We start from the raw sequence: 25,622 nt of genomic DNA, 5'->3' as shown, positions 1-25,622 counted from the left end.
ACCTCCTACTTGTCCTCGTCGAGGGTGTACGTGCGATCGCGCGGCGGCACGGTCGGGTCGCCGCCCGCGCCGATGAGGGCGAGGCGGACGTGCGTGGCGAACGACTCGGCGTACGCGACGCGCTGCGCGTCCGCCGTGCCGAGGGCGAAGGTGATCGGGACGGCCTCGGACGCCCGGCGGCGCGTACGGTCGTCCTGGTCGGGTTCGAGCGGGGTCAGCTTGCCGACGTCGAGCACCTTGGCGCCTTCCACGATGACTTTGGACTGGTCCTTCGCCTTGTCGCTCTCGCCCTTGAAGGTGGCGTAGATGTTGACCGTCGAACCGGGCGTGATCTTGCCCGCGACGCCGGTGGCCGCGTCGATCATGATGGCGATCTCCTGCTGGCCCGGGCCGAGCTCGGGGCGCTTGACGATCATGTCGGACTGGAGGAGCGAGCCCTCGCGCAGCTGGGTGACGGCGATCTTGCCGCGGATCTGGCGCAGGTCGGTGACGGCGTTGTCGGAGAGCCACCGCTTCGGCATCTCGACCTTCTCGAACTGCTCGGCGCTCAGCTCCTTGTAGGGCGCGATGTCCCCCTTGAGCTTGTACGCGGCGACCTCGGGGCCCACCTTCGAGTTCACGTCGCGGATCACCGACAGGACGCCCGCGAACGCGCCGAACGCGCACAGGACCGACAGGACCAGCAGGATGACGCCGCGGCGCTGGCGTGAGTTCATGGGCCGGACTACCTCGATCGAGTGCGAGTGGCTACGGACAGTGAGCGGGGTGGCGCGTAAACGGTCGTAGGTCGCGGACGGGGCGGGCGGGGTGCGGCTGGAGCGGAGACGCGGACGGGGCAGGCGGGCTCGGGCGCGGCGGGGTGCGGCTAGGGGGCGCCGCGGGGCAGGAGGGCACGGGCGGGCCGGTCGGGGCGTTCCTCGGGCGGCGGCAGCGGGGCGGCGCAGAACGCGCAGCGGTCGCCGATGATTTCGAGTCCGCACCAGTGGCAGTCCTCGCGTCGCACGGACGACACCAGTTGGTACAGGACGGAGATGTCGGGGATGGCGGCGGCGAACTCGACGAGCCTGCCGGTGGCCCACCAGCGCGTGGACTCGGCCGGCAGGCGGACTTCCTCGACGCCCTGGGCGTGCCAGGCGGGGGCCAGGGTGCCGGTGACCCAGGCGGGTGCCAGCTGCCCCGGGGCGTACAGCATCTTCGTACCGAAGCCGGGGCCGGGCAGGCTGGTGCGCGGGCCGGTGCCCGAGACCTTCACCAGCTCGGGCCGGGGTGTGGCGAGGACCGCGAACTGGGCGCCGGGCAGCCAGGACTTGGCGTGCGACTGGAGGGAGACGGGGACGCGGTCGAGGCGGGCGACGGAGCCGAGCAGGGCGCCCGCGTAGATGTAGTGGGACAGCAGGCGGGCGGCGGAGGCGAGGACGCCGGGGCTGAAGTCGCAGCTCGACAGCTGGCGCAGCTGGAGGGCGAGCACGGCGAGGCCCAGCGGCGGCAGCTCCGGGCGCAGCAAGGCGATCCGGTCGCTCTCCAGGATGGAGCGGACCGCGTACAGGCGCCGGGTGACGGACGCGGGCGTGGAGGCGGGGCACAGGACGATCACATAGCCGTGGTGCTCGACGAGCGTGTCCATCTCGGTGAGCGCCTGGTCCAGCGAGTACGTCCGCGGGGACCGCACGGCGGACTGCAGGACGGCGGCCGAGGGGGTGTGCCGGTCGGGCGAGGGCAGCACGAGGTCGGGGCCGGTGACGGCTACGGCGGTCGGCATGCGCGCCCCCCTGAGGCTCCCCCTGCACTTCTCCTCGGCCTCAGCACCATATCCAGGCGGGGCCCGCCCCGACACCCAACTTCCCAGTGTTCACGTGGAGGTGACGGTCGCGTACCGGGAAGCGGGGTGTCCGGGGTGAGGTGTTCGAGCGGGATGTACGAGGGGCGTGCGGGGGGATGTACGGAGGGGTGTACCGGGGGTGCGCAGGGGCGTACGGGGTTAGAAGAAGCTGCTCCAGTCCTGGTCGGCGATCTGCTTGACGCACAGCACGAGAAACAGCAGCCCCGCGATGGCCAGCATGCCGTTGCTGAGCCGGCCGTTGCGCCATTCCCGCGGTGTGCGGCTGGAGTTGAGCAGCCAGACCAGCGTGAGCGACAGGAACGGCATGAAGGCCGCGCCGAGGACGCCGTAGAGGATGATGAGCCGGAACGGCTGCCCCTGGAAGAGCAGGATCATCGGCGGGAAGGTCAACCAGAGCAGGTAGGCGCGGAACGGCACCGACTTCTCGCGGGCGCCCGAGGCCACCTCCTGGCCACTGAGCGCGGTGGAGTCGGCGCCCGCCCGCTGCTTGCGGTAGCGCTCGACGAAGTCCGCGAACATCAGGCTCACGCCGTGCCACACGCCGATCAGCGAGGTGAACGACGTGGCGAAGAAGCCGACGAGGAACAGCTTGGCGGTGCCCTGGCCGTACTCCTTCTCCAGGATGTCGGAGAGCTGTACGAGCCCCTTGTCGCCGCTGGCGATGGCGACGTTCGCGGAGTGCAGCATCTCGGCGCCGACGAAGAGCATGGCGACGACGAAGATGCCGGTGGTGATGTAGGCGACGCGGTTGTCGAGCCGCATCACCTTCATCCATCGGGTGTCGGTCCACCCCTTGGCGTTGACCCAGTAGCCGTACGCCGCGAGGGTGATGGTGCCGCCGACGCCGCCGATCAGGCCGAGCGTGTTGAGGATCGAGTCCTTCTCGTCGGGCAGGACGGGCAGCAGGCCGGCGAAGGCGTCGCCCAGGTGCGGGGTGACGCGGACTGCGAGATAGACGGTGACGACGAACATGATGCCGACGAGGACCGTCATGACCTTCTCGAAGACGGCGTACTTGTTGAACCAGACGAAGACGAGCCCGACGATGCCGGTCAGGATCGCCCACCATTTCAATGCCATGACGTCGGGGAAGAGCGCCTGGAGGGGCAGCCCGGAGGAGGACATGGCGGCCGCTCCGTAGACATACCCCCAGATCACGACGTAGGCGACGAAGAACCACGTCGTCCAGCGGCCGAGGCTCGCCCAGCCGTCGAAGAGGGTGCGTCCGGTGGCCAGGTGCCAGCGGCCGGCGGCCTCGGCGAGGGAGATCTTCACGACGCAGCCGATCACCGCGGCCCACAACAGGGTGTAGCCGAAGTTGCTGCCCGCGATGAGGGTGGCGACGAGGTCGCCCGCGCCCACTCCGGTCGCGGCGACGACGATGCCGGGGCCGATGTACTTCCAGCTCGACTTGCGCGGCTGGGGTGCCGTCGCGTCGGCGGTGGTGCCACTGTCTGTGGTTTCAGCCATGCCGATCAAGAAAGCGCATCGCGGCGCGCGGCACAAGTGGGTTGGCCGAAGACAGTGTTGACGGGGGCATGCCACGCATTGACGATGGGGCGGCGCACCCCGCATCACAGCCCGCATCACACCCGGCGCACGCTCCGGCACGCGCCACCGCACCCGGCGCACGCTTCCGCCCGCGCCACCGCACCCCGCATCCCGCACTCCCCCACCGCACACGTCGCACTGAATCACCCCCCACCCCTGAGGAGACTTCATGCGGCTCCGCATACGCGGCAGAAGATCCGCGACCCTCGCGGCCCTTCTCGCCCTCGCCGTGGCCCCCCTCACCGCCACCGCCGCGCCCGCCGACCCCGCCGACCCCGGCGCGAAGAGCACGGGGTCGGACGACGAGGCGATACGCCAGTACGAGATCCCCCTGACCGACGGCCGTGCCGCGCGGACCGCGCTGGCCCGTACCGGGGTCGCCGTCGACGAGGTCCACGCCCGCTCGGTGGTCGTCTCCGCCGACGGCCGCGAGGCGGCCCGGCTCAGGGAGTCCGGCTACGCCCTCAAGGCCCTGGCCGGACCCCCGAAGCGTACGGACGGCAAGGCGGTGGAGCCCATGGACTTCCCGCCCGCCGACGCGAAGTACCACAACTACGCCGAGATGAACGCCGCGATCGACCAGTACATCGCGGCCCACCCCGACCTGATCAGCAAGCGGGTCATCGGCAGGTCCTACGCGGGCCGCGACATCGTCGCCATCAAGATCAGCGACAACGTCGCCACCGACGAGGCCGAGCCCGAGGTCCTCTTCACCCACCACCAGCACGCCCGTGAGCACCTCACGGTCGAGATGGCGCTCTACCTGATGCGCGAGCTGGGCGACGACTACGCCACGGACGCCCGCGTCAAGAAGATGGTCGACTCCCGCGAGATCTGGGTCGTGCCGGACGTGAACCCGGACGGCGGCGAGTACGACATCGCCACCGGCTCGTACCGCAGCTGGCGCAAGAACCGCCAGCCCAACGCCGGCTCGTCCAGCGTCGGCACGGACCTGAACCGCAACTGGGGCTACAAGTGGGGCTGCTGCGGCGGTTCCTCCGGCTCCACCGGCTCGGACACCTACCGGGGCAGTGCCGCCGAGTCGGCGCCCGAGGTGAAGGTCGTCGCGGACTTCGTGCGCACCCGGGTCGTGGGCGGCAAGCAGCAGATCAGGGCCGGCATCGACTTCCACACCTACAGCGAGCTGGTGCTGTGGCCCTACGGCTACACGTACGCCGACACCGCCGCGGGCCTGACCCAGGACGACCGGGACGCGCACGCCGCCGTCGGCAGGAAGATGGCCGCGAGCAACGGCTACACGCCCGAGCAGTCCAGCGACCTGTACATCACGGACGGTTCGATCGACGACTGGCTGTGGGGCAGCCAGAAGATCTTCAGCTACACCTTCGAGATGTACCCGTCGTCGGGCGGCGGCGGCTTCTACCCGCCCGACGAGGTGATCGAACGCGAGACCTCGCGCAACCGCGACGCGGTCCTGCAACTCCTGGAGAACGCGGACTGCATGTACCGGTCCATCGGCAAGGAGCAGCAGTACTGCACTAGTTGACACCGTGGACGGACCCGCCCGAACGCTTCGGTGACGCTTCCTCACCGGGCGTTCGGGCCCATCGGGGCGGCCCGACCGTTCTCAGGCGGCTCGGCCGAGGTCCAGTCGTTCGGACGACGGCTCGTATCCGGCGGCCCTGTAGGCGGCGACGGCGGCAGCGTTCGAGGTCGGGGTGCTGACGAGTGCGCTTGAGGCACCCAGTTCACGCAGCGCCGCCGCGGCGGCGACGCTGATCGCCGTCCCGTGTCCGCGACCGCGGTGGTCGGCGTGCACGCCCACCGGCTCCAGCAGGCCGGGCCTGCCGGGCCCGGCCGACCAGACCGTCGCCGCGGCCACCGCGTTGCCCTGGTCGTCGTAGCCGATCAGGCAGCGGGCGTCGGCATAGACCGGCCCGGCCGCGAGGACGTGCCAGATCTCCTCGGTGAACGCCGGGCTGCCGAACGCCGAGCGATGCACCGCGGTCCGCACCCCCGCCGTCCGCGGACCGGCCACCTCGATCCGCAGGCCGCAGTCCCGCACCGGCTCGGCGAGGTCGCGGCGCAGCGGCGTCCACGGCTCGTCCGGAAGCCAGCCCGCCGCCAGGAGGACCTCGCGGAGCAGGGCGCCGTCGGGGACCTCGATGCCGACCTTCCCGGCGGGCAGGACCCCGCGCCCCGGATCATCGAGGTCCGCCAGCAGCCGGCGCGCCAGCTCACCGTCCTGTCGCAGATCCGGCGCGGTCGTCAGGCGCAGCACATCAGGGCCGTCCAGGTATCCGACGGCGATGATCCGTCCGTCCACGCTCCAGGTACGGACGGCCGCGGCCAGCCTCTCCGCCCCCAGCGCCCAGGCCCAGCCGAGGTCTCCCGGATGGAGCTGCAACGGCGCGCGGTCGTCCTGCCACCCGCGAAGGACATCCACGACCCGGCTCAGCCCGTCGACACCGGTCTCGCCCAGAACGATCCTCATGCCCCGCATCCCACAACATCGCAACACCCGCCCGCACCCGATTTTCCTCGGCCGGCCAGCGCGACGGGACGCCCTGCCGTGACGCCGACGTCAACATCCACGGCCGGTCGCGGGCGCCGCTCGGAACTACACGAAGACGCTCACGACCGCCGCCGCCGCGAAGCCCGCCAGGGACAGGACCGATTCCAGGATCGTCCACGTCTTGAGGGTGTCCCGTTCCGAGATGCCGAAGTACTTCGCGACCATCCAGAAGCCGCCGTCGTTCACGTGCGAGGCGAAGATGGAGCCCGCCGAGATCGCCATGATGACCAGTGCGACGAAGGCCTGCGAGTAGTCGCCCTCCGCGAGCAGCGGGGCCACGATGCCCGCCGTCGTGACGATCGCCACCGTCGCCGAGCCCTGGGCGACGCGCAGGACGAGGGAGAGCAGGTAGGCGAGGACGATGACCGGCAGGCCCACGTCCTGGAAGGTGTCCGAGAGGGCCTTCGCGACGCCGCCCGCCTTCAGGACCGCGCCGAAGACACCGCCCGCGCCGACCACCAGCAGGATGTTGCCGACCGGCTTCAGGGACGAGGTCGACACCCGTTCCAGGGACTTGCGGGACCAGCCGCGCCGGATGCCCAGCAAGTAGTAGGCCATGAACAGGGCGATGGTCAGGGCCACGAACGGGCTGCCGAAGAACTCGATGACCGAGCGGGGCGTCGAGGGGTCGAAGGCTATGGAGGAGAAGGTCGCCAGGAGGATCAGGACGAGCGGTGTGCCGATGATCGCGAAGACGGTGCCCAGCGGCACCGGCTTCTCCTGCGGGCTCACCCCGGCCGCACGCTGCTCGGCGGCCACCGCCGCCTTCGCCTCCTCGGCGGCCTCGACCATGTCCTGCGGGACCGGCACGAAGATGCGCCTGCCGATCCACGCGGCGTACGCCCAGGCGGCGAGCACCGCCGGCAGGCCGCAGACGACGCCCATCAGGATGACCCAGCCGAGGTCCACCTTCAGCAGTCCGGCGGCGGCCACCGGGCCCGGGTGCGGGGGCAGGAAGGCATGGGTCATGGACAGGCCCGCGAGGAGCGGCAGGCAGTAGAGCAGGATCGACTTGCCGCTGCGCTTGGCGGCGGCGTAGACGAGGGGGGCCAGGACGAAGATGCCCACGTCGAAGAAGACCGGGACGCCGAAGATCAGCCCGGTCAGGCCCATGGCCAGCGGGGCGCGCTTCTCGCCGAACAGGCCCAGCAGGCGCGACGCCAGCACCTCCGCGCCGCCCGACACCTCGAGGATCGCGCCGAGCATCGTGCCGAGGCCGATGATGATCGCCACATGCCCGAGGATGCCGCCCATGCCCGACTCGACGACCGAGACGGCGTCGGACCTCTGGACCGTGCCGAAGAGTTCGGTGACGGAGAGGCCGGCCGCGAGGCCGACGGCCACGGAGACCGCGAGCAGCGCCACGAAGGGCTGGAGCCGGACCTTGATGATCAGGAAGAGCAGCAGGGCGATGCCGAGCGCGGCGACGGTCAGCAGGCCCGCCGTGCCGTCGATCAGGGCGAGGAGGCCACCGGTGTGGGGTGGTGTCTGCGCGGCGGGGGCGGCCGCGAGCACGGCGGTGTGGGACGGGGACATCGTGGACCTCGTAAGGGCATAAGGCTTTCGGGGCAGGGGGGATCGCGGCACGGCGCCCCGTGCGGACGGGGCGCCGTGCCGTGACGACGTACGGCTTGCAGGAGGGGGAGGGGGATGCGGGTCAGCCGAGGACGGCGAGCGCGTCGATCTCGATGAGCAGGCCCTTGGGCAGACCCACGTAGACGGTGGTGCGGGCCGCGGCGGGAGCCGTGAGGCCCTGCTGCTCGAAGTACTCGTTGTAGATGTCGTTCATCTCCGCGAAGTGGTCCACGTCCGTGAGGTAGACGCGCATCATCATCACGTCGTCCCAGGTGGCGCCGCCCTCCTCGAGGATCGCCCTGACGTTGGCGAAGGTCTGGAGGGTCTGCTCGCGCAGGGTGGGGCCCGCCGGGGTGGGGGCCTTGCCCTCCTCGGCCGGCAGGAAGCCGACCTGGCCGGCGACCTGGAGGATGTTGCCCTTCTTGACGCCGTGGGAGAACTTCGCGGGCGGGGTGGTGTGGGTGGCCGGGGTGAGGGCTGTCTTCACGGTGGGCTCGCTCATGGACGTTCAGGCTTCCTTCAGGGGTGACTTGCCGGAGTACTCCCGGCTGATGGCGTCCGCCGTGCGGCGCACCAGCGGGAGCAGGGCGAGGAGTTCCTCGGCGGTGACGACGACGTTCGGCGCGGAGACCGACATGGCGGCGACGACGCGGCCGTCCGCGCCGCGGATGGGGGCCCCGACGCAGTTGATGGACTCCTCGTGGCCACCGAGGTCGGTGGCCCAGCCCTGTTCGCGCACCTTGTCCAGCTCGCGCAGGAACGCGCCGGCGTTGGGTGTCGAACGGGACGTGTAGGTGGGGTAGTCGAGCTTCTCCGCGAGGGCGCGGCGCTCGGCCTCGGGGAAGTCGGCGAGCAGGAGCTTGGCGACGGCGGCGACCGTGATGGCCACCGGTTTGCCGATACGGGAGTACATCCGCACCGGGTAGCGGCTCTCGACCTTGTCGATGTAGAGGACCTCGCCGTCCTCGTGGACGGCGAGGTGGACCGTGTGGCCGCACTTCTCGTTGAGGGCGAGGAGGTGGGGGTGGGCGATCTCGCGTACGTCGAGGTTCTCGACGGCCTCCTGGGCGAGGGCGAACAGGCGCGCGCCGAGGCGGTAGCGCTGGTCGGACTGGCGGAAGACCAGGCCGTGTTCGTGGAGGGTGCGCAGCAGCCGCAGCGCCGTGGACTTGTGGACGCCGAGCCGGTCGGCGACCTGGCCGAGGTCGGCGGGGCCCTCGGCGAGCAGCGGCAGGATCGACAGCGCGCGGTCGACGGTCTGGCTCATGGGGTACGTACCTCCTCCTCGGCCCCGGGCTCCTCCGGAGCGTCGGCACCGGGCTCCTCCGGAGCGGCGCCGCCGGTCTCCTCCGGCGCGTTCGCCGTCCAGCCGGGTCCGAGTCGCAGTGTCTCCCAGGCGGCGTCGTCGAGGGCGGCGAGGCGGTCGGCGTGTGCGCGGGCGCAGGGCCGGGCGAGGTCGCCGGGGACGGTGAGGGCGGCGGCGGCCATCAGGTGGCCGTGCCGCAGCCGCCGGGCGGCGCCCAGGCCGCGCAGGGTGGCGGAGAGGAAGCCGGCGGCGAAGGCGTCACCGGCGCCGACGGACGCGACGACGTCCACGCGCGGGGCGGCCTGGAAGACGGGCTCCTCGCCGTGCCGGAAGAGGGTGGCTCCGCGGCCGCCCTGTTTGACGACCAGGGTGGCGGGTTCGGGCAGGGCGGCGCGCAGGGCCTCGGGGCCGCCGGTGATGCCCCAGGCGGCCGCGGCCTCGTCCTCGCCGACGAAGACGAGATCCGCACCCCGGGCGAGGCCGAGGAGGACGTCCGCTCCGGCGCCGGAACGGTTCCGCCACAGCCCGGGGCGGTGGTTGACGTCGAAGGAGACGAGCGGGGCCCGATCCTCGCGCCGGGCGCACAGGTGGCGCACCAGGTCGAGGCAGTCGGCGGAGAGGGCGGGCGTGATGCCCGTCAGGTGCAGCACGCGGCCCGAGGCGAGCGCGCCCTCGTCGACGGAGCCCCGCGCCATGGCGGAGGCGGCCGAGCCCGCGCGGTAGTAGACGACCTCGTGGGTGTCGCAGTCGCGGTCGTCGGCGGTGCGGAAGTAGACGCCGGTGGGGCGGTGCGGGTCGCGGCCGACGGCGGAGGTGTCGACGCCGTAGCGGGCGACGGCCGCCACGAGGTGGTCGCCGAAGCCGTCGGCGCCGACGCGGCTGACCCAGCGGGTGGTGTGCCCGGCCGCGGCGAGGGCGCACAGGACGTTGGACTCGGCGCCGCCGATCCCGCGGTCGAAGGAGGGCACGTCGGCGAGGCGGCCGGGGCGCGCGGGCAGGAAGGTGACCATGGACTCGCCGAGCGCCACGACGTCCACGGCCGGCGGTGCGGACGCCTTCGCGGCTGCCTGTGCGGTCACGTTCTCCAGCTCCTCAACCGGCTCCCCGGACCCGTTGACCCGGCGTTGGCTCGGATGTTAGACAGCAGTACGCGACATACGCAATGAACGTTGCACATAATGCAACGCACCTCTGGAGGAGGCGCCCATGGCCGCCGACCACGCCGCCGACCACACCGTCGGACGTCCCGTCGATCCGCTGGCCGCGCTCGCGGACGAGCGGGTCGACCACCGCTTCAAGGGGCTTCCCCCGGACGCGACGGGCCGCACCGTCGGCGAGCTGGCGGCCGAGCGCCGGAACCTGTTCACCGGCGGCTTCACCACCCCCGTCCTCGCCCTGTCCGCCGAGCGCCTGGAGCACAACCTCGCGCTCATGGAGACGTACGCGAAGCGGCACGGCCTCGCCTTCGCGCCGCACGGCAAGACGTCGATGGCCCCGCAGCTGTTCGCCCGGCAGATCGAGCACGGGGCGTGGGGCATCACCCTGGCCGTGCCCCACCAGGTGCACGTGGCACGGGCGTTCGGCATCTCGCGGATCTTCCTCGCGAACGAACTGGTCGACGCGGCGGCACTGCGCCGCCTCGCGGGCGAACTGGACGCCGACCCCTCCTTCCGCTTCCTCTGCTACGTCGACTCCGTACGCGGTGTGGAGCTGATGCACGCCGCCCTGAGCGAGGCGGGCGCGACCCGGCCCGTGGACGTCGTGCTCGAACTGGCGGCGGGCGACGAGGCGCGCACCGGCGTGCGGACCGAGGCCGAGTGCCTGGAGATCGCGAACGCCGTCGCGGGCGCGGACACGCTGCGTCTCGTCGGCGTCGCCGGTTACGAGGGCGAGGTGCCGCAGCCCTCCACGGAGCGGGTCACGGCCTGGCTGCGGCGGCTCGTCGGCCTGCTCGTCGAGCTGGACGCGGCGGGGCGGTTCACCGACCTGCCCGAGGTCGTGGTCAGCGCCGGCGGCAGCGCCTGGTTCGACGCGGTGGCCTCGGTGTTCGCCGAGATCCCGGAACTGTCCGCGCCGGTCCTGAAGTTGCTGCGCTCGGGCGCGTACGTCTCCCACGACGACGGCCACTACCAGCGGCTGACGCCGTTCAACCGCGTCCCCGACGAGGGCGGTCTCGAGCCGGCGTTCCGGCTCTGGGCGCAGGTGGTGTCGCGGCCCTCGGTCGAGCAGGCGTTCATCAACGCGGGCAAGCGGGACGCGGCGTACGACCTCGATCTGCCCTCGGCGCGGGTCGTGCGCCGGGACGGCGTGGAGCGCCCCGCGGCCGGCATCACGGTCACGGGCCTGTCCGACCAGCACGGCTGGCTGCGGACCTCCCCGGAGGCCGACCTCGCCGTGGGCGACTGGGTGGGCCTCGGGCTCTCGCACCCGTGCACGGCCTTCGACAAGTGGCAGCTGATTCCGGTGGTGACCGACGGGGGGACGGTCGTGGACTACGTCCGCACGTTCTTCTGAGCCGACGCCGGGGCCCCCGGACACCTCACAGGCACCGCGCAGGCACCTCACAGGCACTTCGCAGGCGCCGCGCGGACGAGAGAGAGACACCCCATGGACCTGGTGATCCGGGACGTACGCGTCATCGACGGCACCGGCGGTGCCTCGTACCGCGCCGACATCGGCGTACGCGAGGGCAGGATCGCCGAGATCCGCGAGGAGCGGGCAGGCCCCGGCCCCCGCCCGACGGCGCGCCGGACCCTGGACGCCGAGGGCCTCGCGCTGGCGCCCGGCTTCATCGACATGCACGCCCACAGCGATCTCGCCCTGCTCCGGGACCCCGCGCACACCGCGAAGGCCGCCCAGGGCGTCACGCTGGAGGTCATCGGCCAGGACGGCTTGAGCTACGCCCCCGTCGACGACCGCACGCTCGCCGGGGTCCGCCGCGCCATCACCGGCTGGAACGGCGACGGCGGCGACATCGACTTCACGTGGCGCACCGTCGGCGGCTACCTCGACGCGCTCGACACCGCGCACGGCGGGGACGGCATCGCGGTGAACGCCGCGTACCTCGTCCCGCAGGGCACCGTCCGGATGTACGCGCTGGGCTGGGACGACCGCCCCGCGACCCCCGCCGAGCTGGACCGGATGCGGCAGCTCGTCGCCGAGGGGATGCGCCAGGGCGCCGTGGGCATGTCGTCGGGGCTCACGTACACGCCCGGCATGTACGCCGACGACTCCGAACTGACCGAGCTGTGCCGGGTGGTGGCCGCCCACAAGGGCTACTACTGCCCCCATCACCGCAGTTACGGCGCGGGCGCCCTCCAGGCGTACGAGGAGATGGTGACCCTCGCCCGCACCGCGCGCTGCCCCCTCCACCTCGCGCACGCCACCATGAACTTCGGCGTGAACAAGGGCAAGGCGCCCGATCTGCTCGCCCTCCTGGACGAGGCCCTCGCGCAGGGGGCGGACATCACCCTGGACACGTATCCCTACACCCCCGGCTGCACCACGCTCGTCGCGCTGCTGCCCAGCTGGGCGGGGGAAGGCGGGCCCGACGCGATCCTCGCCCGGCTGCGGGACGACGCGACCGCCGAGAAGATCCGCCACCACATGGAGGTCGTGGGCGCCGACGGCTGCCACGGGGTGCCCGTCGAGTGGGACACGATCGAGATATCCGGGGTCAACGACCCGGCGCTCGCCTCCTGTGTCGGCCAGACGGTCCGGAGCCTCGCCGACGCGCGGGGCGAGGGCCCTTGGGCGACCGCGCGGCGCCTGCTGATCGACGACAGGCTGGGCTCGACCATCCTCCAGCACGTCGGCCACGAGGAGAACGTACGAGCGATCATGCGGCATCGCGTGCACACGGGCGGCAGCGACGGCATCCTGCGGGGCGTCAAGCCGCACCCGCGCGCGTACGGCACGTTCCCGCGGTATCTCGGGCGCTACGCGCGGGAGTTGGGCGTCATGTCGCTCGAAGAGACGGTCGCCCACCTCACCGCGCGGCCCGCCGCCCGCCTCCGCCTGCCCGACCGGGGCCTGGTCCGCGAGGGGTACCGGGCCGACCTGGTGCTCTTCGACCCGGAGACGGTCGCGGCGGGCTCCACCTTCGCGGCACCGCGCACGCTGCCGACCGGCATCCCGCACGTGTTGATCGACGGCAGGTTCGTCATGCGGGACGGCCGGCGCACGGCCACCCTCGCGGGTCGCGCCGTACGCCGGACACCCTGACCGCGGGCGTCCTAGGGCGTGTTTCGAAAGTAGCGTCGTCCGCCCGCAGGGCGGGCCTGGCGGCGTCTGGTGCGTGCGATCGCAAGGCGGAGGGTCGCCCCGATACTGGTGGTATCGGGGCGATCCCGACAACGCGGCGAGCGTGCGTGCCAGGCGTCGCCAGGCAGACGGGACTTTCGAAACACGCCCTAGACCACCGAGGTGGGCCAGGTCTCCGACACGACGGGCTCGGGCACGACGGGCGCGGGCGCGGGGCGGCAGGTGAAGCCGAGGCCGCTCAGCGCCCGGGTGACCTCCTGCGCGGAGAAGTCGCGCCGGTCCTGCCGGGTGATCGCCTCCCCCACCTGCTTGACGGGGTAGTGACGACGCCCGATGATCACGGATTCACCGGTGACGGGCTCGGGCTTGACGCCCTTCATGGTCTGCTCGACCTCGCTCTTGAAGAGGTCGAAGGGGAAACGGGCGATGACACAGCGCATGGTGCCTCACAGGTGGGGAGGGGGGAGAGGGAGAGCCGGACGGGGGCGGTGACCGCCGGTGTCAGGCGGCCTTGCTCTGCGAGGGGCCCTGCGCGGCGCCACCCGAACGGGAGGCGTAGGCGCGGCGGGCACGCCCGTCGCGCGGGCGCCGGCCACGGGAGGGGGAGCCCGGGCGTCCGGAGCTCTCCCTCGGCGGGGCGGCGATGGTCACGGGGACGCCCGAGGGGGTCCGGGCACCGGTGATGCGGGTCAGCTCGGCCTCGCCGGAACGCACCTGCGCGGTCTGCGGGGTGATGCCCGCCGCGGCCATCAGCCGGCTCATGTCGCGCCGCTGCGCCGAGGTGACCAGCGTGACGACGCTGCCGGAACCACCGGCGCGCGCGGTGCGGCCGCCGCGGTGCAGGTAGTCCTTGTGGTCGGCCGGCGGGTCGACGTTGACGACGAGGTCGAGGTCGTCGACGTGGATGCCGCGCGCCGCGACGTTCGTGGCGACGAGCGCGGTGACCTGGCCGGACTTGAACTGGGCGAGCGTCCGCGTGCGCTGCGGCTGGGACTTGCCGCCGTGCAGCGCCGCCGCCCGCACCCCGCTGTTGAGCAGATGGGTGGTGAGCCGGTCGACGGCGTGCTTGGTGTCGAGGAAGAGGATGACCCGCCCGTCGCGCGCGGCGATCTCGGTCGTCGCGGCGTACTTGTCGGCGCCGTGGATGTGCAGCACGTGGTGCTCCATCGTGGTGACGGCGCCCGCCGACGGGTCGACCGAGTGGACGACCGGGTCGCTCAGGTAGCGGCGGACCAGGAGGTCGACGTTGCGGTCCAGGGTGGCGGAGAACAGCATCCGCTGACCGCCGGGGCGCACCTGGTCGAGCAGCTCGGTGACCTGGGGCAGGAAGCCCATGTCGGCCATCTGGTCGGCCTCGTCCAGGACGGTGACGGCGACCTGGTCGAGCTGGCAGTCGCGGCGCTCGATGAGGTCCTTGAGCCGGCCGGGGGTCGCGACGACGACCTCGGCACCGGCGCGCAGGGCACCGGCCTGCCTGCCGATCGACATGCCGCCGACGACGGTGGCCAGCCGCAGCCGCACCGCCTTGGCGTACGGGGTGAGCGCGTCGGTCACCTGCTGGGCCAGTTCCCGGGTGGGCACGAGGATCAGGGCGAGGGGGCGGCGCGGCTCGGCGCGCTGACCCGCGGTGCGGGCGAGCACGGCGAGGCCGAACGCGAGGGTCTTGCCGGAACCGGTGCGCCCGCGGCCGAGGACGTCACGGCCCGCGAGCGAGTTGGGCAGCGTGGCCGCCTGGATCGGGAACGGCGCGGTGACACCCAGCCGGGTGAGGGTCTGCACCACCGTGTCCGGCAGCCCGAGCGCGCCGAAGTCCTCGACGGGGGGCAGGGCGGGGGTGACGGTGACCGGGAGGGCGAATTCTCCCTGGAGCGCGGCGGGGCGCCGGGAGGAGCCGCCGCCCCTGGAGTAGGACCGGCCGGCGGACGCGGGTCGGGCGCCGCCCGCGTATCGGCTGTTCGTGCGACTTGAGCGGTTCATGAAGAACCTTCCTCGATGCGGCGCGTATCGAGGAATTCTCACGACGCGGAACAGCGTCGAGAATTGCAGGAACGGCCGGGGGGATTAAACATAATTCCGGCCGCCGGATTTATTCCGGGAGCGGCCGGTCAAGAAAGAAAGAGGGACACGCTCCGGGCAGAACCACCGGGGTGTCGCATCAGGTCATCGGGGAGTGCTCTCCCCGGAAACAGAACGAGCTGGGGCCCGCACCCAAGGTGCGGGCCCCAGCTACGAAGTGCGCGTCAGCGTCAGGCGGGAACGATGTTCTCGGCCTGCGGGCCCTTCTGGCCCTGCGTGACGTCGAAGTTCACCTTCTGGCCCTCCTGGAGCTCACGGAAGCCCTGGGTGGCGATGTTCGAGTAGTGAGCGAAGACGTCGGCGCCGCCGCCGTCCTGCTCGATGAAGCCGAAGCCCTTTTCCGCGTTGAACCACTTCACGGTGCCAGTAGCCATGTCATATCTCCTTCGGGGCAGTGCCCGTGGAATCCACACTGTGCGAACTCCGCGTCGCCGCAATGATTTCCCCGTCCGGAAATAACCGGCAATACAAAGTGCCCCGCCGACACATAACGCCGACTGAGCACTTGAAGTCTCTTGGGAACCACAACTGCAACTGATAACGACAGTAGCACGCTCTCGCCGCTCGTGCAGAGGTTTCTATAGCGTTCAGCCGCTCGGCGGATAAACCCTCATCGCGCATCACGCGAAATTCTGCATTTGCCGCCGTAGATATCCGGTGGCGCCGACGCGAGACCCGTGCCCACGGCGGGCTTTTTCAGGACGACTTGGCCCCCTCGGACTCGGAGTGGCGCAACTGCTCGTTGAGGCGCAGGGCCTCCTCCAGCTGGTCCTCCAGGATGACGATGCGGCAGGCCGCCTCGATCGGCGTGCCCTGGTCGACGAGCTCCCGGGCGCGCGCGGCGACGCGCAGCTGGTAGCGGGAGTAGCGGCGGTGGCCGCCCTCGGAGCGCAGCGGGGTGATCAGGCGAGCGTCACCGACCGCCCGGAGGAAGCCCGGCGTGGCGCCGATCATCTCGGCGGCCCGGCCCATGGTGTAGGCCGGGTAGTCGTCGTCGTCGAACCGGTCGGGACCTTGCTGATGAGTCTCTGGGGGCATCTGCACCTTTTCTGGAACGCGTCGAGGGGCCTGGTGCCGTACGACACCAGGCCCCGAGGGGTTTCAACACCATCTACCGGCCGTGTGTGCCGGCTCTCTGTATCCGCACGGCCGCCCGGCGGGGCGGGGATGCGGGGATCGCGGTTGCTTGACCGGGGACCACCTTCCAATCCGGGGCCTGCGCTACCCGGGCGAGATCGGACTCCGCCCAGGCGATCCTGATGGCGTCCCACTCCTCTCGTACTGCTGGAACTGCTGGTACTCGGTACTGCTGGAACGTCCTGTGTCGAACGTCTGTGACTACACGAAGAACTCTAGCCACGTCGGTTGCGCATGTCTACCGTAGCCACGACAGATTTTCGGGAGCGGAGGGAGAGGTATCCGGGCACCCACGCGCCCCTCCGCCTCGGTAGGCTCACCAGTCATGTCGAAGCCTGACGAACTGCTCGTCGACATCGCCTCCCTGGTCGAGTCCGAGCGCAGCAATCAGATGTCCCTCACCGTGGTCGCGGCCGGCGCCGTCATCACCGGACGGCTGGCCCCCGAAGCCCTGTGGCGGCGGCGCGTCGCCGAAGTCCTCAAGGACTCCGACCAGCTGCGCCCGTTCGCCGCCGCGTTCGAGAGCGAGGCCGACGAGGCGCCCGCCGCCCCGGCGCGGGAGACCGCGCCGCCCACCCATCTGCACTTCCATCTGGCCCGGATCCTCCAGGGCACCCTCGGCCTGCCGGAGACCGGGGGCATGTACCGCATCGCCCTCCAGGACGTGAGCGCCTGGACGGTGGGAGACCTCAGCTACTCGGACCACTGACCGCCCGGACTCGGGTCCGGGGCCGGCTCCCGCGAGAGCTCCCGCGCCGGACCTGAGTCCCACCTTGTCAATTTTCCTTCCTTGGGCTATATAGAAAAACGTAGGGCATCGCACCCAGTACCTGAGGAAGGGAGTGACCCGTGATGCTCATGCGCACCGACCCGTTCCGCGAGTTGGACCGCCTCACCCAGCAGGTCTTCAACAGCGCGCGTCCGGCCGGAATGCAGATGGACGCCTACCGCGAGGGCGACGAGTTCGTGGTCCACTTCGACCTGCCGGGCGTCGACCCGGAGTCGATCGACCTGGACGTGGAACGCCACGTGCTGAACGTGCGCGCCGAGCGCCGCTCCCCCGCCCGCGAGGGCGTGGAGATGATCGCGGCCGAGCGCCCCACCGGCAGCTTCTCCCGCCAGCTGTTCCTCGGCGACACCCTGGACACCGAGCGCATCGACGCCTCGTACGACGCGGGCGTGCTGACCCTGCGCATCCCGGTGGCCGAGCAGGCGAAGCCGCGCAAGATCCAGATCAGTGGTGGCGACAGCGGTCGCCGGCAGATCAGCGGCTGACGCCCTCGCGCGAGCAGCCGCGCGGCCACGCGGGGAGCGCGGCCGATCGACCAGATGAAACGGAGGAGAACGGCACGATGAGATGGAGCGAACTCATCGAGGCGGTCCGGGAATGCGGCCAGTACCCCACCGCCGCGCAGGCCGAGCGCGTGACGCGCACCGTCCTGGCCGCCCTCGGCGGCCACGTCGTCGGGGACGAACGCGTGGAACTGGCGGGGCAGTTGCCGGCCGAGGCGGCGAAGGTGATCGCCGACCAGGTTCCCGTGGCCCGACAGCTCACGGCCGCGGAGTTCGTCGAGAGCGTGGCGCAGCGCCTGGAGGGCGCCACGCCGGCCACCGCCCGATGGGACGTCAGCTCCGTCCTCACCGCCCTGGCGCGGGCGGTCGACAGCTCGCTCGTCGACCGCCTGCTGAGCCTGCTGCCGCCGGGCTACGCCCTGCTGTTCGGCCGGGCCGAGCTCGTGGCGGCGGCCTGAGGACCTGAGGGGCGGGTGCCGCCCGGGCCCCGGACAGGGGGCTCGGACGGCACCCGCCCTCGCGTTCGCTTCCCTGCCCGGCCGCCCGGGGGCCCCGCTACTTGGGCAGGGTGCAGCCGGGACGGTTCAGGTCGATCTTGTTGCCGGCGCCGACGCACGGCACGATCGTGTAGGTCTGCTGGCCGTAGTTGACGCCTTGGCGCACGGTGACCCGGCCGCTCTCGTCGACCTCGCAGGGGTTGTTGTCCGTGCACCGGCCGCCGTCGTCGTTGCCGGTGTTGTGGACGGCGACGACCTTGCCGGTCGCGTCATCGATCACCGGGGAGCCCGAGGTCCCGCCGATCGTCCGGCAGGCGGAGGTGTAGCGCAGGGAGTCCTTCCAGGTCCACTCCCCCTCCTTGAGGCGGTACGCGAAGCCGTCGATGGCGCAGCTGTAGGTCTTCTTCCAGTAGCCGGAGGCGATGGTGATCGCCCGGCCCCGCTCGGGGCGCGCCGCGCTCAGCTCCAGCGCCTTGATCCCGTACCTGCTCTCGATGTCGCGGTAGGTGCTGGTCAGCTGGTAGAGCGAGACGTCCGTGTCGGTCATCGTGCCGTACGCGATCTTGCTCGCCCTGACCTTGCCGAGGTTGCCGCCCGTGGCGTTCAGGAGCGTGAAGGTGCGCGAGGAGGGCTGGTCGACGACGACCTCGCCGGCCCCGGGGAAGCCGGTCTCCAGGCAGTGGCCGTTGGACATGACGAGCGCGGGGTCGCCGGGCTGCGAGGCGGGTACGCGGACGAGGGAGCCGGAGCAGTTGCTGAGCGCCACGGTCCCGGCGAAGCCGACGGCCTTGACCGCCGGCTGGACGGGGCGTTCCTCGCTGACGGCCGCCGCGGGCGCCGCCGTCGCTCCCAGGAGCAGCACGGCGGAGCAGGCACCGACGAGAGGCTTCTTCATGTGGGGGGTCCCCTCCGATGGCAGAGTTGTCATGCGCATTGTTGGGCCAGAGAACTCGCGGGACAAGACCGCCTCCGGGGCCCGCGCCCGCCGGGCGGGAGGCGAAATCCGCTCCGCCGCCCGCCGGAACACCCCGTAAGCTCACCGCCATGCAGGTCATCCAGTCGACGAAGCTCGCCAATGTCTGTTACGAGATCCGGGGCCCCGTGCTCGAGGAGGCCATGCGGCTGGAAGCGGCGGGCCACCGCATCCTCAAGCTGAACACCGGCAACCCCGCCGCCTTCGGCTTCGAGTGCCCGCCCGAGATCCTGGAGGACATCCTCCGCAACGTCGGCACCGCGCACGGCTACGGCGACGCGAAGGGGCTCCTGGCGGCCCGCCGCGCGGTCGTCATGCACAACCAGACGCTCGGCATCGAGACCGACGTCGAGCACGTCTTCATCGGCAACGGCGTCTCCGAGCTGATCGTGATGGCCATGCAGGGCCTGCTCGACGACGGCGACGAGGTCCTCGTACCGGCGCCGGACTACCCCCTGTGGACCGCGGCCGTCTCGCTGTCCGGCGGCACCGCCGTGCACTACCGCTGCGACGAGCAGGCCGACTGGATGCCGGACCTCGCCGACATCGAGCGCAAGGTGACCGACCGCACCAAGGCGCTCGTCATCATCAACCCGAACAACCCGACCGGCGCCGTCTACAGCGACGAGATGCTGCGCGGCCTGACCGACATCGCGCGCCGGCACAATCTGCTGGTCTGCTCGGACGAGATCTACGACAAGATCCTCTACGACGGGGCGACGCACACGCCGACCGCCGCCGTCGCGCCGGACCTGCTGACCCTCACCTTCAACGGCATGTCCAAGGCGTACCGGGTGGCGGGCTACCGCGTCGGCTGGATGGCGGTCTCGGGGCCGAAGGCGCACGCCTCCTCGTACATCGAGGGCCTGACGATCCTCGCCAACATGCGCCTGTGCGCGAACATGCCGGGTCAGCACGGCGTCGTGGCGGCGCTCGCCGGACGCCAGACGATCAACGACCTGGTGCTGCCGGGCGGGCGGCTCCTCGAACAGCGGGACACGGCGTACGACCTGCTCACGCAGATTCCCGGGGTGAGCTGCGTGAAGCCCAAGGGGTCGCTCTACCTCTTCCCGCGGCTCGACCCGAAGGTGTTCAAGATCAAGGACGACCGGCAGCTGGTCCTGGACCTGCTGCGGGCGGAGAAGATCATGGTCGTCCACGGTACGGGCTTCAACTGGCCGGAACCGGATCACTTCCGTGTCGTCACCCTGCCGACGGCGACGGACCTCGCGGAGGCCGTCCGGCGGATCGGGAACTTCCTGGACGGCTACAGCCAGCCCTGAGGCGTACGCCACCTGGGGCAGGCATAACTTTAGACAGAATCCAAGCTAGGATGGTGTCAAGCAACCCGCTTGGAGGCCATCCCGTGTACGAGCCGATCCGCACCAAGTCGGTCCATTCGACGGCCGACGACGCGAGCTTCCCCCACCGCTCCCGCGAGGAGGAGCTGGACATCCAGCTCGCCGGGCACCTCGCGGCGCTCCTCGCCGCCACCGACGAGCTGCGCGCCCTGGCCCCGGCCGCCGAGCTGGACGCCGCCGCCGAGCGGCTGGCGCGCGAGGTGGCGCGGCTGCGCCGCGGCGCGCAGCCGGTGCGGACCTCCGTCGCCGCCGGCCGGGCCCCCGGCCCGGCGCGCGGGAGCCACCCCCTGACCCCGCTCGCCGCCCTGCACCAGCGCGCCCACGCCCTCGCGGGCCGCGCCCTGGTCGTGGCGGCTTCCCGCGCCGACACCGCGGCGGCGATCCTGGCCGCCGAGCGCATGGACGCCCACGCGGACGCCGCGCGCCTGGTCGGCACCCCCTGAAACGGCCCCGGTCCGCGGCCGGTGAGGCCGCGGACCGGGTGCCACCAGCGGTGGCGACGGCACTGGGGGTGCCCTTGGCCCCGCCGATGAGCCTCGTCATTGAAGCACGCGGGGACCGCGCAGGTGAGGGCCGTGTGCCGAAAGCGTGAAGGACGCGTGCCTCCGCACAAGGACGCGTGCCCACGCATACGGGAGGGCCCCGCACGCCGTTGTGCGGGGCCCTTTCCGTGGCGCTGGAGCGTCAGCCGAGGCGCTGCACGAGCGCGCGGTACTCGTCCCACAGTTCCTGCGGCGTGTGGTCGCCAAAGGTGTTGAGGTGCTCGGGGACCAGCGCGGCCTCCTCGCGCCAGACCTCCTTGTCGACCGTGAGCAGGAACTCCAGGTCGGACGCGGGCAGGTCCAGGCCCTCGGTGTCGAGCGAGTCGACCGTCGGGAGGATGCCGATGGGGGTCTCGACGCCCTCGGCGCGGCCGTCGAGGCGCTCCACGATCCACTTCAGGACGCGGGAGTTCTCACCGAAGCCCGGCCACACGAAGCGGCCCTTGTCGTCCTTGCGGAACCAGTTCACGTAGTAGATCTTGGGGAGCTTCGCCTGGTCCTTGTCCTTGGCCACGTCGACCCAGTGGGCCATGTAGTCGCCCATGTTGTAGCCGCAGAAGGGCAGCATGGCGAAGGGGTCGCGGCGCAGCTCGCCCACCTTGCCCTCGGCGGCGGCGGTCTTCTCGGAGGCGACGTTCGCGCCGAGGAAGACGCCGTGCTGCCAGTCGAAGGACTCGGTGACCAGCGGGACCGCGCTCGCGCGGCGGCCGCCGAAGAGGATCGCCGAGATCGGCACGCCCTTGGGGTCCTCCCACTCGGGCGCGATGATCGGGCACTGGGAGGCGGGGGTGGTGAAGCGGGCGTTGGGGTGGGCGGCCGGGACGCCGGAGTCCGGGGTCCAGTCGTTGCCCTTCCAGTCGGTGAGGTGGGCGGGGGTCTCCTCCGTCATGCCCTCCCACCAGACGTCGCCGTCGTCGGTGAGCGCGACGTTCGTGAAGACGGAGTTGCCCCACAGCGTCTTCATGGCGTTGGCGTTGGTGTGCTCGCCGGTGCCGGGCGCGACGCCGAAGAAGCCGGCCTCGGGGTTGATCGCGTACAGGCGGCCGTCCTCGCCGAAGCGCATCCAGGCGATGTCGTCGCCGATCGTCTCGACGGTCCAGCCGGAGATCGTCGGCTCCAGCATGGCGAGGTTCGTCTTGCCGCAGGCGGAGGGGAAGGCGGCGGCGACGTACTTGCTCTCGCCCTGCGGGGGCGTCAGCTTCAGGATCAGCATGTGCTCGGCCAGCCAGCCCTCGTCACGCGCCATGACGGAGGCGATGCGCAGGGCGTAGCACTTCTTGCCGAGCAGGGCGTTGCCGCCGTAGCCCGAGCCGTAGGACCAGATCTCGCGGTCCTCGGGGAAGTGCGAGATGTACTTCGTGGAGTTGCAGGGCCAGGGCACGTCGGCCTCGCCCTCGGCCAGCGGGGCGCCGAGGGTGTGGACGGCCTTGACGAAGAAGCCGTCCTCGCCCAGCTCGTCCAGGACGGCCTGGCCCATCCGGGTCATGGTGCGCATGGAGACGGCGACGTACGCGGAGTCGGTGATCTCGACGCCGATCGCGGACAGCGGCGAGCCGACCGGGCCCATGCAGAAGGGCACGACGTACATCGTGCGGCCCTTCATGGAGCCGCGGAAGACACCGCCCTTGCCGTCGGTGCCGCGGAAGATCTCCCGCATCTCGGCGGGGGCCTTCCAGTGGTTGGTCGGGCCCGCGTCCTCCTCCTTCTCGGAGCAGATGAAGGTGCGGTCCTCGACGCGCGCGACGTCGGTCGGGTCGGAGGCCGCGTAGTAGGAGTTCGGGCGCAGAGTCGGGTCGAGCTTCTTGAACGTGCCCTTGGCGACGAGCTCCTCGCACAGGCGCTCGTACTCGGCCTCGGAGCCGTCACACCAGACCACCCTGTCCGGCTGCGTCAGTTCGGCGATCTCGTCGACCCAGGAGGCGAGCTCCTTGTGACGGGTCGGGACGGTGTTGGTCGGGACGGTGCTGGGAGCCGCGATGTCGCGCGCCACGATTGCTCCTAATCGAGGGGTTTTTGGGATGTATGCCCCGTGGGGGCTGCGACCCGGACGCTTCACGTGTACTTCCTTTGGCGCTCATCCGGTGCCGACCGCACTCATTTGATCATCCGACGCGTCCGCGCATCTGTCCAGAGGGCCTCACACCTGAGCGGCGTGAGGCTCGCCACTTGTACGGCTTCGGGTACGAGGGCGGGGTTCCGTCCGTTTTGATGGGGGGCTTTGGGTGCGGGGTGCCCGGGGCGGGCGGGGCGGGGGCGGGGTGGGGTCCGCCACTGGCTGATGACCGACTTACGGGCCCGTAGGTACGATGCGGACCATGACCGCCTCCGCCTCCGAACCGATCCCGGAACCCGGGGACGCCCCCTCCCTCGTCCCGTCCCCGCAGGACATGCCGCTGCCCGTCAAGCCGAAGATGCGCGGCTGGTTGCACGCCGGCATGTTCCCCGCGGTGGTCGTCGCCGGCCTGGTGCTGACCGCCCTCGCGGACACCACCCGCGGCCGGATCGCCTGCGGCGTCTTCGCCCTGACCGCCTGTCTGCTCTTCGGCGTGAGCGCGCTGTACCACCGGGGGAACTGGAGTCCGCGGGCGGACGGCGTCCTGCGCAGGCTGGACCACTCCAACATCTTCCTGATCATCGCGGGCACCTACACCCCGCTGACGATGCTGCTGCTCCCCGACGCGAAGGGGCGGTGGCTCCTGTGGGGCATCTGGGGCGCGGCCGTCGCGGGCATCGCCTTCCGCGTGTTCTGGGTCGGCGCCCCGCGCTGGCTGTACACGCCGTGCTACATCGCGATGGGCTGGGCCGCCGTCTTCTTCCTGCCCGACTTCATGCACACGGGCGGCGTCGCCGTGCTCGTCCTGGTGGTCGTCGGCGGACTGCTCTACAGCGCGGGCGGCGTGATCTACGGCATCAAGCGCCCCAACCCCTCCCCCCGCTACTTCGGCTTCCACGAGGTCTTCCACTCGCTGACGCTGGCCGCCTTCGCCGTCCACTACATCGGCATCTCCCTGGTGGCCTACCGACACGGCTGACCCCCGCCCCACCGCACACGCCCAGTGGCCCCGGCTCTTTGTCCGGGGTCACTTTTTCGTGCCCGGCCGTGTGCTCCCGGACGCCGGACCAGTCGCGGCCGGTCGCAGCCGGGTCGGTCGCAGCCGGACGGTCGCAGTCGGCCGGCGCCTGAAAATCCCCGGTGGCGGGCCGGCGCGCCGTGCCATCCTGACCCTATGAACGGTCCGGAGATCCTCGTAGGTTTCGCCCCTGAGCTGGGCGTTTTCGTCCCGCAGGAGCGAAGGGGCGGTCCCACGAGGGCTGTTACGGACGGTGCGTCCACGCTCGGGCACGTGGTCGAGTCCCTCGGTGTCCCCCTCACCGAGGTCGGCGCGCTCGTCGTGGACGGGCGCGAGGTCGCCGCCGGACACATCCCGGCGGCCGGCGAGAGCGTCCGCGTCCGCGCGGTACGCCGCCCCCAACCGGTGCCGGGCGCCCCCTTGCGGTTCCTCCTCGACGTGCATCTCGGCACGCTGGCGCGGCGCTTGCGGCTCCTCGGCGTCGACGCGGCGTACGAGAGCACGGACATCGGCGACCCGGCCCTCGCCGCGCGCTCGGCGGCCGAGCGGCGCGTTTTGCTGAGCCGCGACCGGGGCCTGCTGCGGCGCCGCGAGCTGTGGGCCGGAGCGTACGTCTACAGCGACCGCCCGGAGGAGCAACTCCGGGACGTGCTCGGCAGGTTCGCGCCTCGACTGCGGCCCTGGACGCGGTGCACAGCCTGCAACGGCACGCTCCGGGCGGCCACCAAGGAGGAGGTCGCGGACGTCCTCGAAGGCGGCACCCGGGGGACGTACGACGTCTTCGCCCAGTGCGGTGAGTGCTCCCGCGTGTACTGGCGGGGCGCCCACCACGACCGGCTGGAGGCGATCGTGGCGGGGGCCATGGAGGAGTTCGGCGGAGCCCAAGCCCTCGCCTGAGGCCGGCGGAGCCCTCACCCCATGTCGGCGGGGCCCTCACCTCATGCCGGGCTCACTTCCACGGGTCGGTGAACGACCGGCCCGGCACCGGCTTGGCGATGAGCGCCACGGCGGCGAAGAAGTTGACCTGGCCGATGGCGAACATCAGCGTGGCGAGCGCCTTGGGCTCGTAGTGCTCGGCCGCCTGCGCGTACAGCTCGTCGGGGACCCGCTCGCCCTGCGTGGCCGGCTGGAGCACCGCCTCCACCAGCGCCAGCGCGGCCCGCTCGGGGCCGGTGAAGTACGGCGAGTCCTGCCAGGAGGCCACCGAGGTGATCCGCTCCTGCGTCTCCCCCATCTTGTTCAGGAAGCCCGTGTGCAGCACGGTCAGGTAGGTGCTGCCGAGGATCTGCCCGGCACGCAGTTGCACCAGGCTGATCGTCGGGCGCGGCAGCGAGCCGTTGCCGACGACCTTGAACAGCGCCGCCGACACCTCCGCCAGCTCGGGCACGAGGGCCGCCGGGTCATCGGACATCCTCGGCGCCATCGGGATCTCCGCCGTGATCGAACGCGTTTCCATCGCCGTCTCCCTCGGGTTGCTGTGGTGCTTTCACTGCACTGACGGAGCGCGAGGAGAAAGTGTGACCGGGGGAGCCACACGCGTTTGGGCGGACCCCGCACGCGTTCCGGCGGGACCCCGGCCGGGTCCGCCTCAGGAGACGGGT

General features: G+C 71.5%; 25 protein-coding genes. 10 read left to right on the top strand and 15 right to left on the bottom strand.

What is annotated here, in order from left to right:
- Window positions 1-5: 5 nt before the first annotated feature.
- The 3 genes from cpaB to ACZ516_RS31565 form a co-directional block, all read right to left on the bottom strand.
- Entirely contained in the window at window positions 6-716 is a 711-nt protein-coding gene (cpaB, locus tag ACZ516_RS31575; RefSeq protein ID WP_358699055.1) for a Flp pilus assembly protein CpaB, read from the bottom strand.
- 149 nt (window positions 717-865) lie between these two features.
- Complete coding sequence (locus ACZ516_RS31570; RefSeq protein ID WP_469012996.1) at window positions 866-1,759, bottom strand: hypothetical protein; 894 nt, start codon at window positions 1,757-1,759, stop codon at window positions 866-868.
- A 219-nt stretch (window positions 1,760-1,978) separates the two neighbouring features.
- Window positions 1,979-3,310: an Nramp family divalent metal transporter gene (locus ACZ516_RS31565; RefSeq protein WP_361087551.1), complete on the bottom strand. Its 1,332-nt coding sequence runs from the start codon at window positions 3,308-3,310 to the stop codon at window positions 1,979-1,981.
- A 250-nt stretch (window positions 3,311-3,560) separates the two neighbouring features.
- On the opposite strand from ACZ516_RS31565, the gene ACZ516_RS31560 reads away from it, so the two are divergent.
- Entirely contained in the window at window positions 3,561-4,898 is a 1,338-nt protein-coding gene (locus tag ACZ516_RS31560; protein ID WP_469012994.1) for a M14 family metallopeptidase, read from the top strand.
- 81 nt (window positions 4,899-4,979) lie between these two features.
- Here ACZ516_RS31560 and ACZ516_RS31555 read toward each other — a convergent pair whose 3' ends face one another.
- The 5 genes from ACZ516_RS31555 to ACZ516_RS31535 form a co-directional block, all read right to left on the bottom strand.
- The gene (locus ACZ516_RS31555; protein ID WP_469012992.1) at window positions 4,980-5,846 is read right to left on the bottom strand and encodes a GNAT family N-acetyltransferase; all 867 of its coding nucleotides are present in this window, start codon (window positions 5,844-5,846) and stop codon (window positions 4,980-4,982) included.
- Window positions 5,847-5,972: 126 nt separating this feature from the next.
- Window positions 5,973-7,463 (bottom strand): GntP family permease, encoded by a 1,491-nt coding sequence (locus ACZ516_RS31550; RefSeq protein ID WP_361087560.1) that lies wholly within the window; start codon window positions 7,461-7,463, stop codon window positions 5,973-5,975.
- A 121-nt stretch (window positions 7,464-7,584) separates the two neighbouring features.
- Complete coding sequence (locus ACZ516_RS31545) at window positions 7,585-8,004, bottom strand: RidA family protein (protein ID WP_469012989.1); 420 nt, start codon at window positions 8,002-8,004, stop codon at window positions 7,585-7,587.
- Window positions 8,005-8,010: 6 nt separating this feature from the next.
- Window positions 8,011-8,769: an IclR family transcriptional regulator gene (locus ACZ516_RS31540; RefSeq protein ID WP_358699919.1), complete on the bottom strand. Its 759-nt coding sequence runs from the start codon at window positions 8,767-8,769 to the stop codon at window positions 8,011-8,013.
- A complete protein-coding gene (locus ACZ516_RS31535; RefSeq protein WP_467464680.1) occupies window positions 8,766-9,818 on the bottom strand; it encodes a sugar kinase in 1,053 nt (350 codons plus the stop codon). Before ACZ516_RS31535 ends, ACZ516_RS31540 begins: the two co-directional genes overlap by 4 nt.
- A 196-nt stretch (window positions 9,819-10,014) precedes the next feature.
- On the opposite strand from ACZ516_RS31535, the gene ACZ516_RS31530 reads away from it, so the two are divergent.
- Both ACZ516_RS31530 and ACZ516_RS31525 read left to right on the top strand, forming a co-directional pair.
- Complete coding sequence (locus ACZ516_RS31530) at window positions 10,015-11,322, top strand: amino acid deaminase (RefSeq protein ID WP_469012985.1); 1,308 nt, start codon at window positions 10,015-10,017, stop codon at window positions 11,320-11,322.
- A gap of 93 nt (window positions 11,323-11,415) precedes the next feature.
- Window positions 11,416-13,032 carry an N-acyl-D-amino-acid deacylase family protein gene (locus tag ACZ516_RS31525; RefSeq protein WP_361087570.1) on the top strand — a complete coding sequence of 539 codons (1,617 nt, stop codon included), beginning with the start codon at window positions 11,416-11,418 and terminating at the stop codon, window positions 13,030-13,032.
- Window positions 13,033-13,220: 188 nt separating this feature from the next.
- Here ACZ516_RS31525 and ACZ516_RS31520 read toward each other — a convergent pair whose 3' ends face one another.
- The 4 genes from ACZ516_RS31520 to ACZ516_RS31505 form a co-directional block, all read right to left on the bottom strand.
- Window positions 13,221-13,511 (bottom strand): SCO5918 family protein, encoded by a 291-nt coding sequence (locus tag ACZ516_RS31520; RefSeq protein ID WP_358581938.1) that lies wholly within the window; start codon window positions 13,509-13,511, stop codon window positions 13,221-13,223.
- 61 nt (window positions 13,512-13,572) lie between these two features.
- Complete coding sequence (locus ACZ516_RS31515) at window positions 13,573-15,048, bottom strand: DEAD/DEAH box helicase (RefSeq protein ID WP_358581940.1); 1,476 nt, start codon at window positions 15,046-15,048, stop codon at window positions 13,573-13,575.
- 269 nt (window positions 15,049-15,317) lie between these two features.
- Window positions 15,318-15,521, bottom strand: coding sequence for a cold-shock protein (locus ACZ516_RS31510; RefSeq protein WP_046930152.1), 204 nt, complete (start codon window positions 15,519-15,521; stop codon window positions 15,318-15,320).
- A 322-nt stretch (window positions 15,522-15,843) separates the two neighbouring features.
- Complete coding sequence (locus ACZ516_RS31505) at window positions 15,844-16,185, bottom strand: MerR family transcriptional regulator (protein WP_361077367.1); 342 nt, start codon at window positions 16,183-16,185, stop codon at window positions 15,844-15,846.
- Window positions 16,186-16,609: 424 nt separating this feature from the next.
- Between ACZ516_RS31505 and ACZ516_RS31500 the strand changes: the two genes are divergently transcribed.
- The 3 genes from ACZ516_RS31500 to ACZ516_RS31490 all read left to right on the top strand — a co-directional run bounded on the left by ACZ516_RS31500 (window position 16,610) and on the right by ACZ516_RS31490 (window position 18,035).
- A complete protein-coding gene (locus ACZ516_RS31500) occupies window positions 16,610-16,993 on the top strand; it encodes a hypothetical protein (RefSeq protein WP_358581946.1) in 384 nt (127 codons plus the stop codon).
- Between the two features lie 143 nt (window positions 16,994-17,136).
- Window positions 17,137-17,559, top strand: coding sequence for an Hsp20/alpha crystallin family protein (locus ACZ516_RS31495; RefSeq protein ID WP_361077370.1), 423 nt, complete (start codon window positions 17,137-17,139; stop codon window positions 17,557-17,559).
- A 77-nt stretch (window positions 17,560-17,636) separates the two neighbouring features.
- A complete protein-coding gene (locus ACZ516_RS31490) occupies window positions 17,637-18,035 on the top strand; it encodes a DUF2267 domain-containing protein (RefSeq protein ID WP_358581951.1) in 399 nt (132 codons plus the stop codon).
- Window positions 18,036-18,132: 97 nt separating this feature from the next.
- Here ACZ516_RS31490 and ACZ516_RS31485 read toward each other — a convergent pair whose 3' ends face one another.
- Window positions 18,133-18,969, bottom strand: coding sequence for a trypsin-like serine peptidase (locus tag ACZ516_RS31485; RefSeq protein ID WP_361077376.1), 837 nt, complete (start codon window positions 18,967-18,969; stop codon window positions 18,133-18,135).
- A 149-nt stretch (window positions 18,970-19,118) separates the two neighbouring features.
- Here ACZ516_RS31485 and ACZ516_RS31480 point away from each other — a divergent pair, with 149 nt between their 5' ends.
- Both ACZ516_RS31480 and ACZ516_RS31475 read left to right on the top strand, forming a co-directional pair.
- Window positions 19,119-20,330, top strand: coding sequence for a pyridoxal phosphate-dependent aminotransferase (locus ACZ516_RS31480; protein ID WP_358581956.1), 1,212 nt, complete (start codon window positions 19,119-19,121; stop codon window positions 20,328-20,330).
- Window positions 20,331-20,413: 83 nt separating this feature from the next.
- Window positions 20,414-20,851 carry an SCO4983 family protein gene (locus ACZ516_RS31475; protein ID WP_361077380.1) on the top strand — a complete coding sequence of 146 codons (438 nt, stop codon included), beginning with the start codon at window positions 20,414-20,416 and terminating at the stop codon, window positions 20,849-20,851.
- 241 nt (window positions 20,852-21,092) lie between these two features.
- Here the strand turns inward: ACZ516_RS31475 and ACZ516_RS31470 are convergent, their stop codons facing one another.
- Window positions 21,093-22,940, bottom strand: coding sequence for a phosphoenolpyruvate carboxykinase (GTP) (locus ACZ516_RS31470; RefSeq protein WP_469012979.1), 1,848 nt, complete (start codon window positions 22,938-22,940; stop codon window positions 21,093-21,095).
- Between the two features lie 325 nt (window positions 22,941-23,265).
- On the opposite strand from ACZ516_RS31470, the gene trhA reads away from it, so the two are divergent.
- Both trhA and ACZ516_RS31460 read left to right on the top strand, forming a co-directional pair.
- Window positions 23,266-23,982, top strand: coding sequence for a PAQR family membrane homeostasis protein TrhA (trhA, locus tag ACZ516_RS31465; RefSeq protein WP_469012978.1), 717 nt, complete (start codon window positions 23,266-23,268; stop codon window positions 23,980-23,982).
- A 195-nt stretch (window positions 23,983-24,177) separates the two neighbouring features.
- Window positions 24,178-24,918, top strand: coding sequence for a Mut7-C RNAse domain-containing protein (locus tag ACZ516_RS31460; protein WP_358912000.1), 741 nt, complete (start codon window positions 24,178-24,180; stop codon window positions 24,916-24,918).
- Between the two features lie 52 nt (window positions 24,919-24,970).
- Here ACZ516_RS31460 and ACZ516_RS31455 read toward each other — a convergent pair whose 3' ends face one another.
- Window positions 24,971-25,477, bottom strand: coding sequence for a carboxymuconolactone decarboxylase family protein (locus tag ACZ516_RS31455; RefSeq protein ID WP_358587853.1), 507 nt, complete (start codon window positions 25,475-25,477; stop codon window positions 24,971-24,973).
- Between the last annotated feature and the right edge of the window lie 145 nt (window positions 25,478-25,622).

Source organism: Streptomyces sp. NPDC034037, assembly GCF_055575715.1.
Note: the sequence above shows the minus strand (reverse complement) of the source record. Positions and strands in the feature narration are given on the sequence as shown.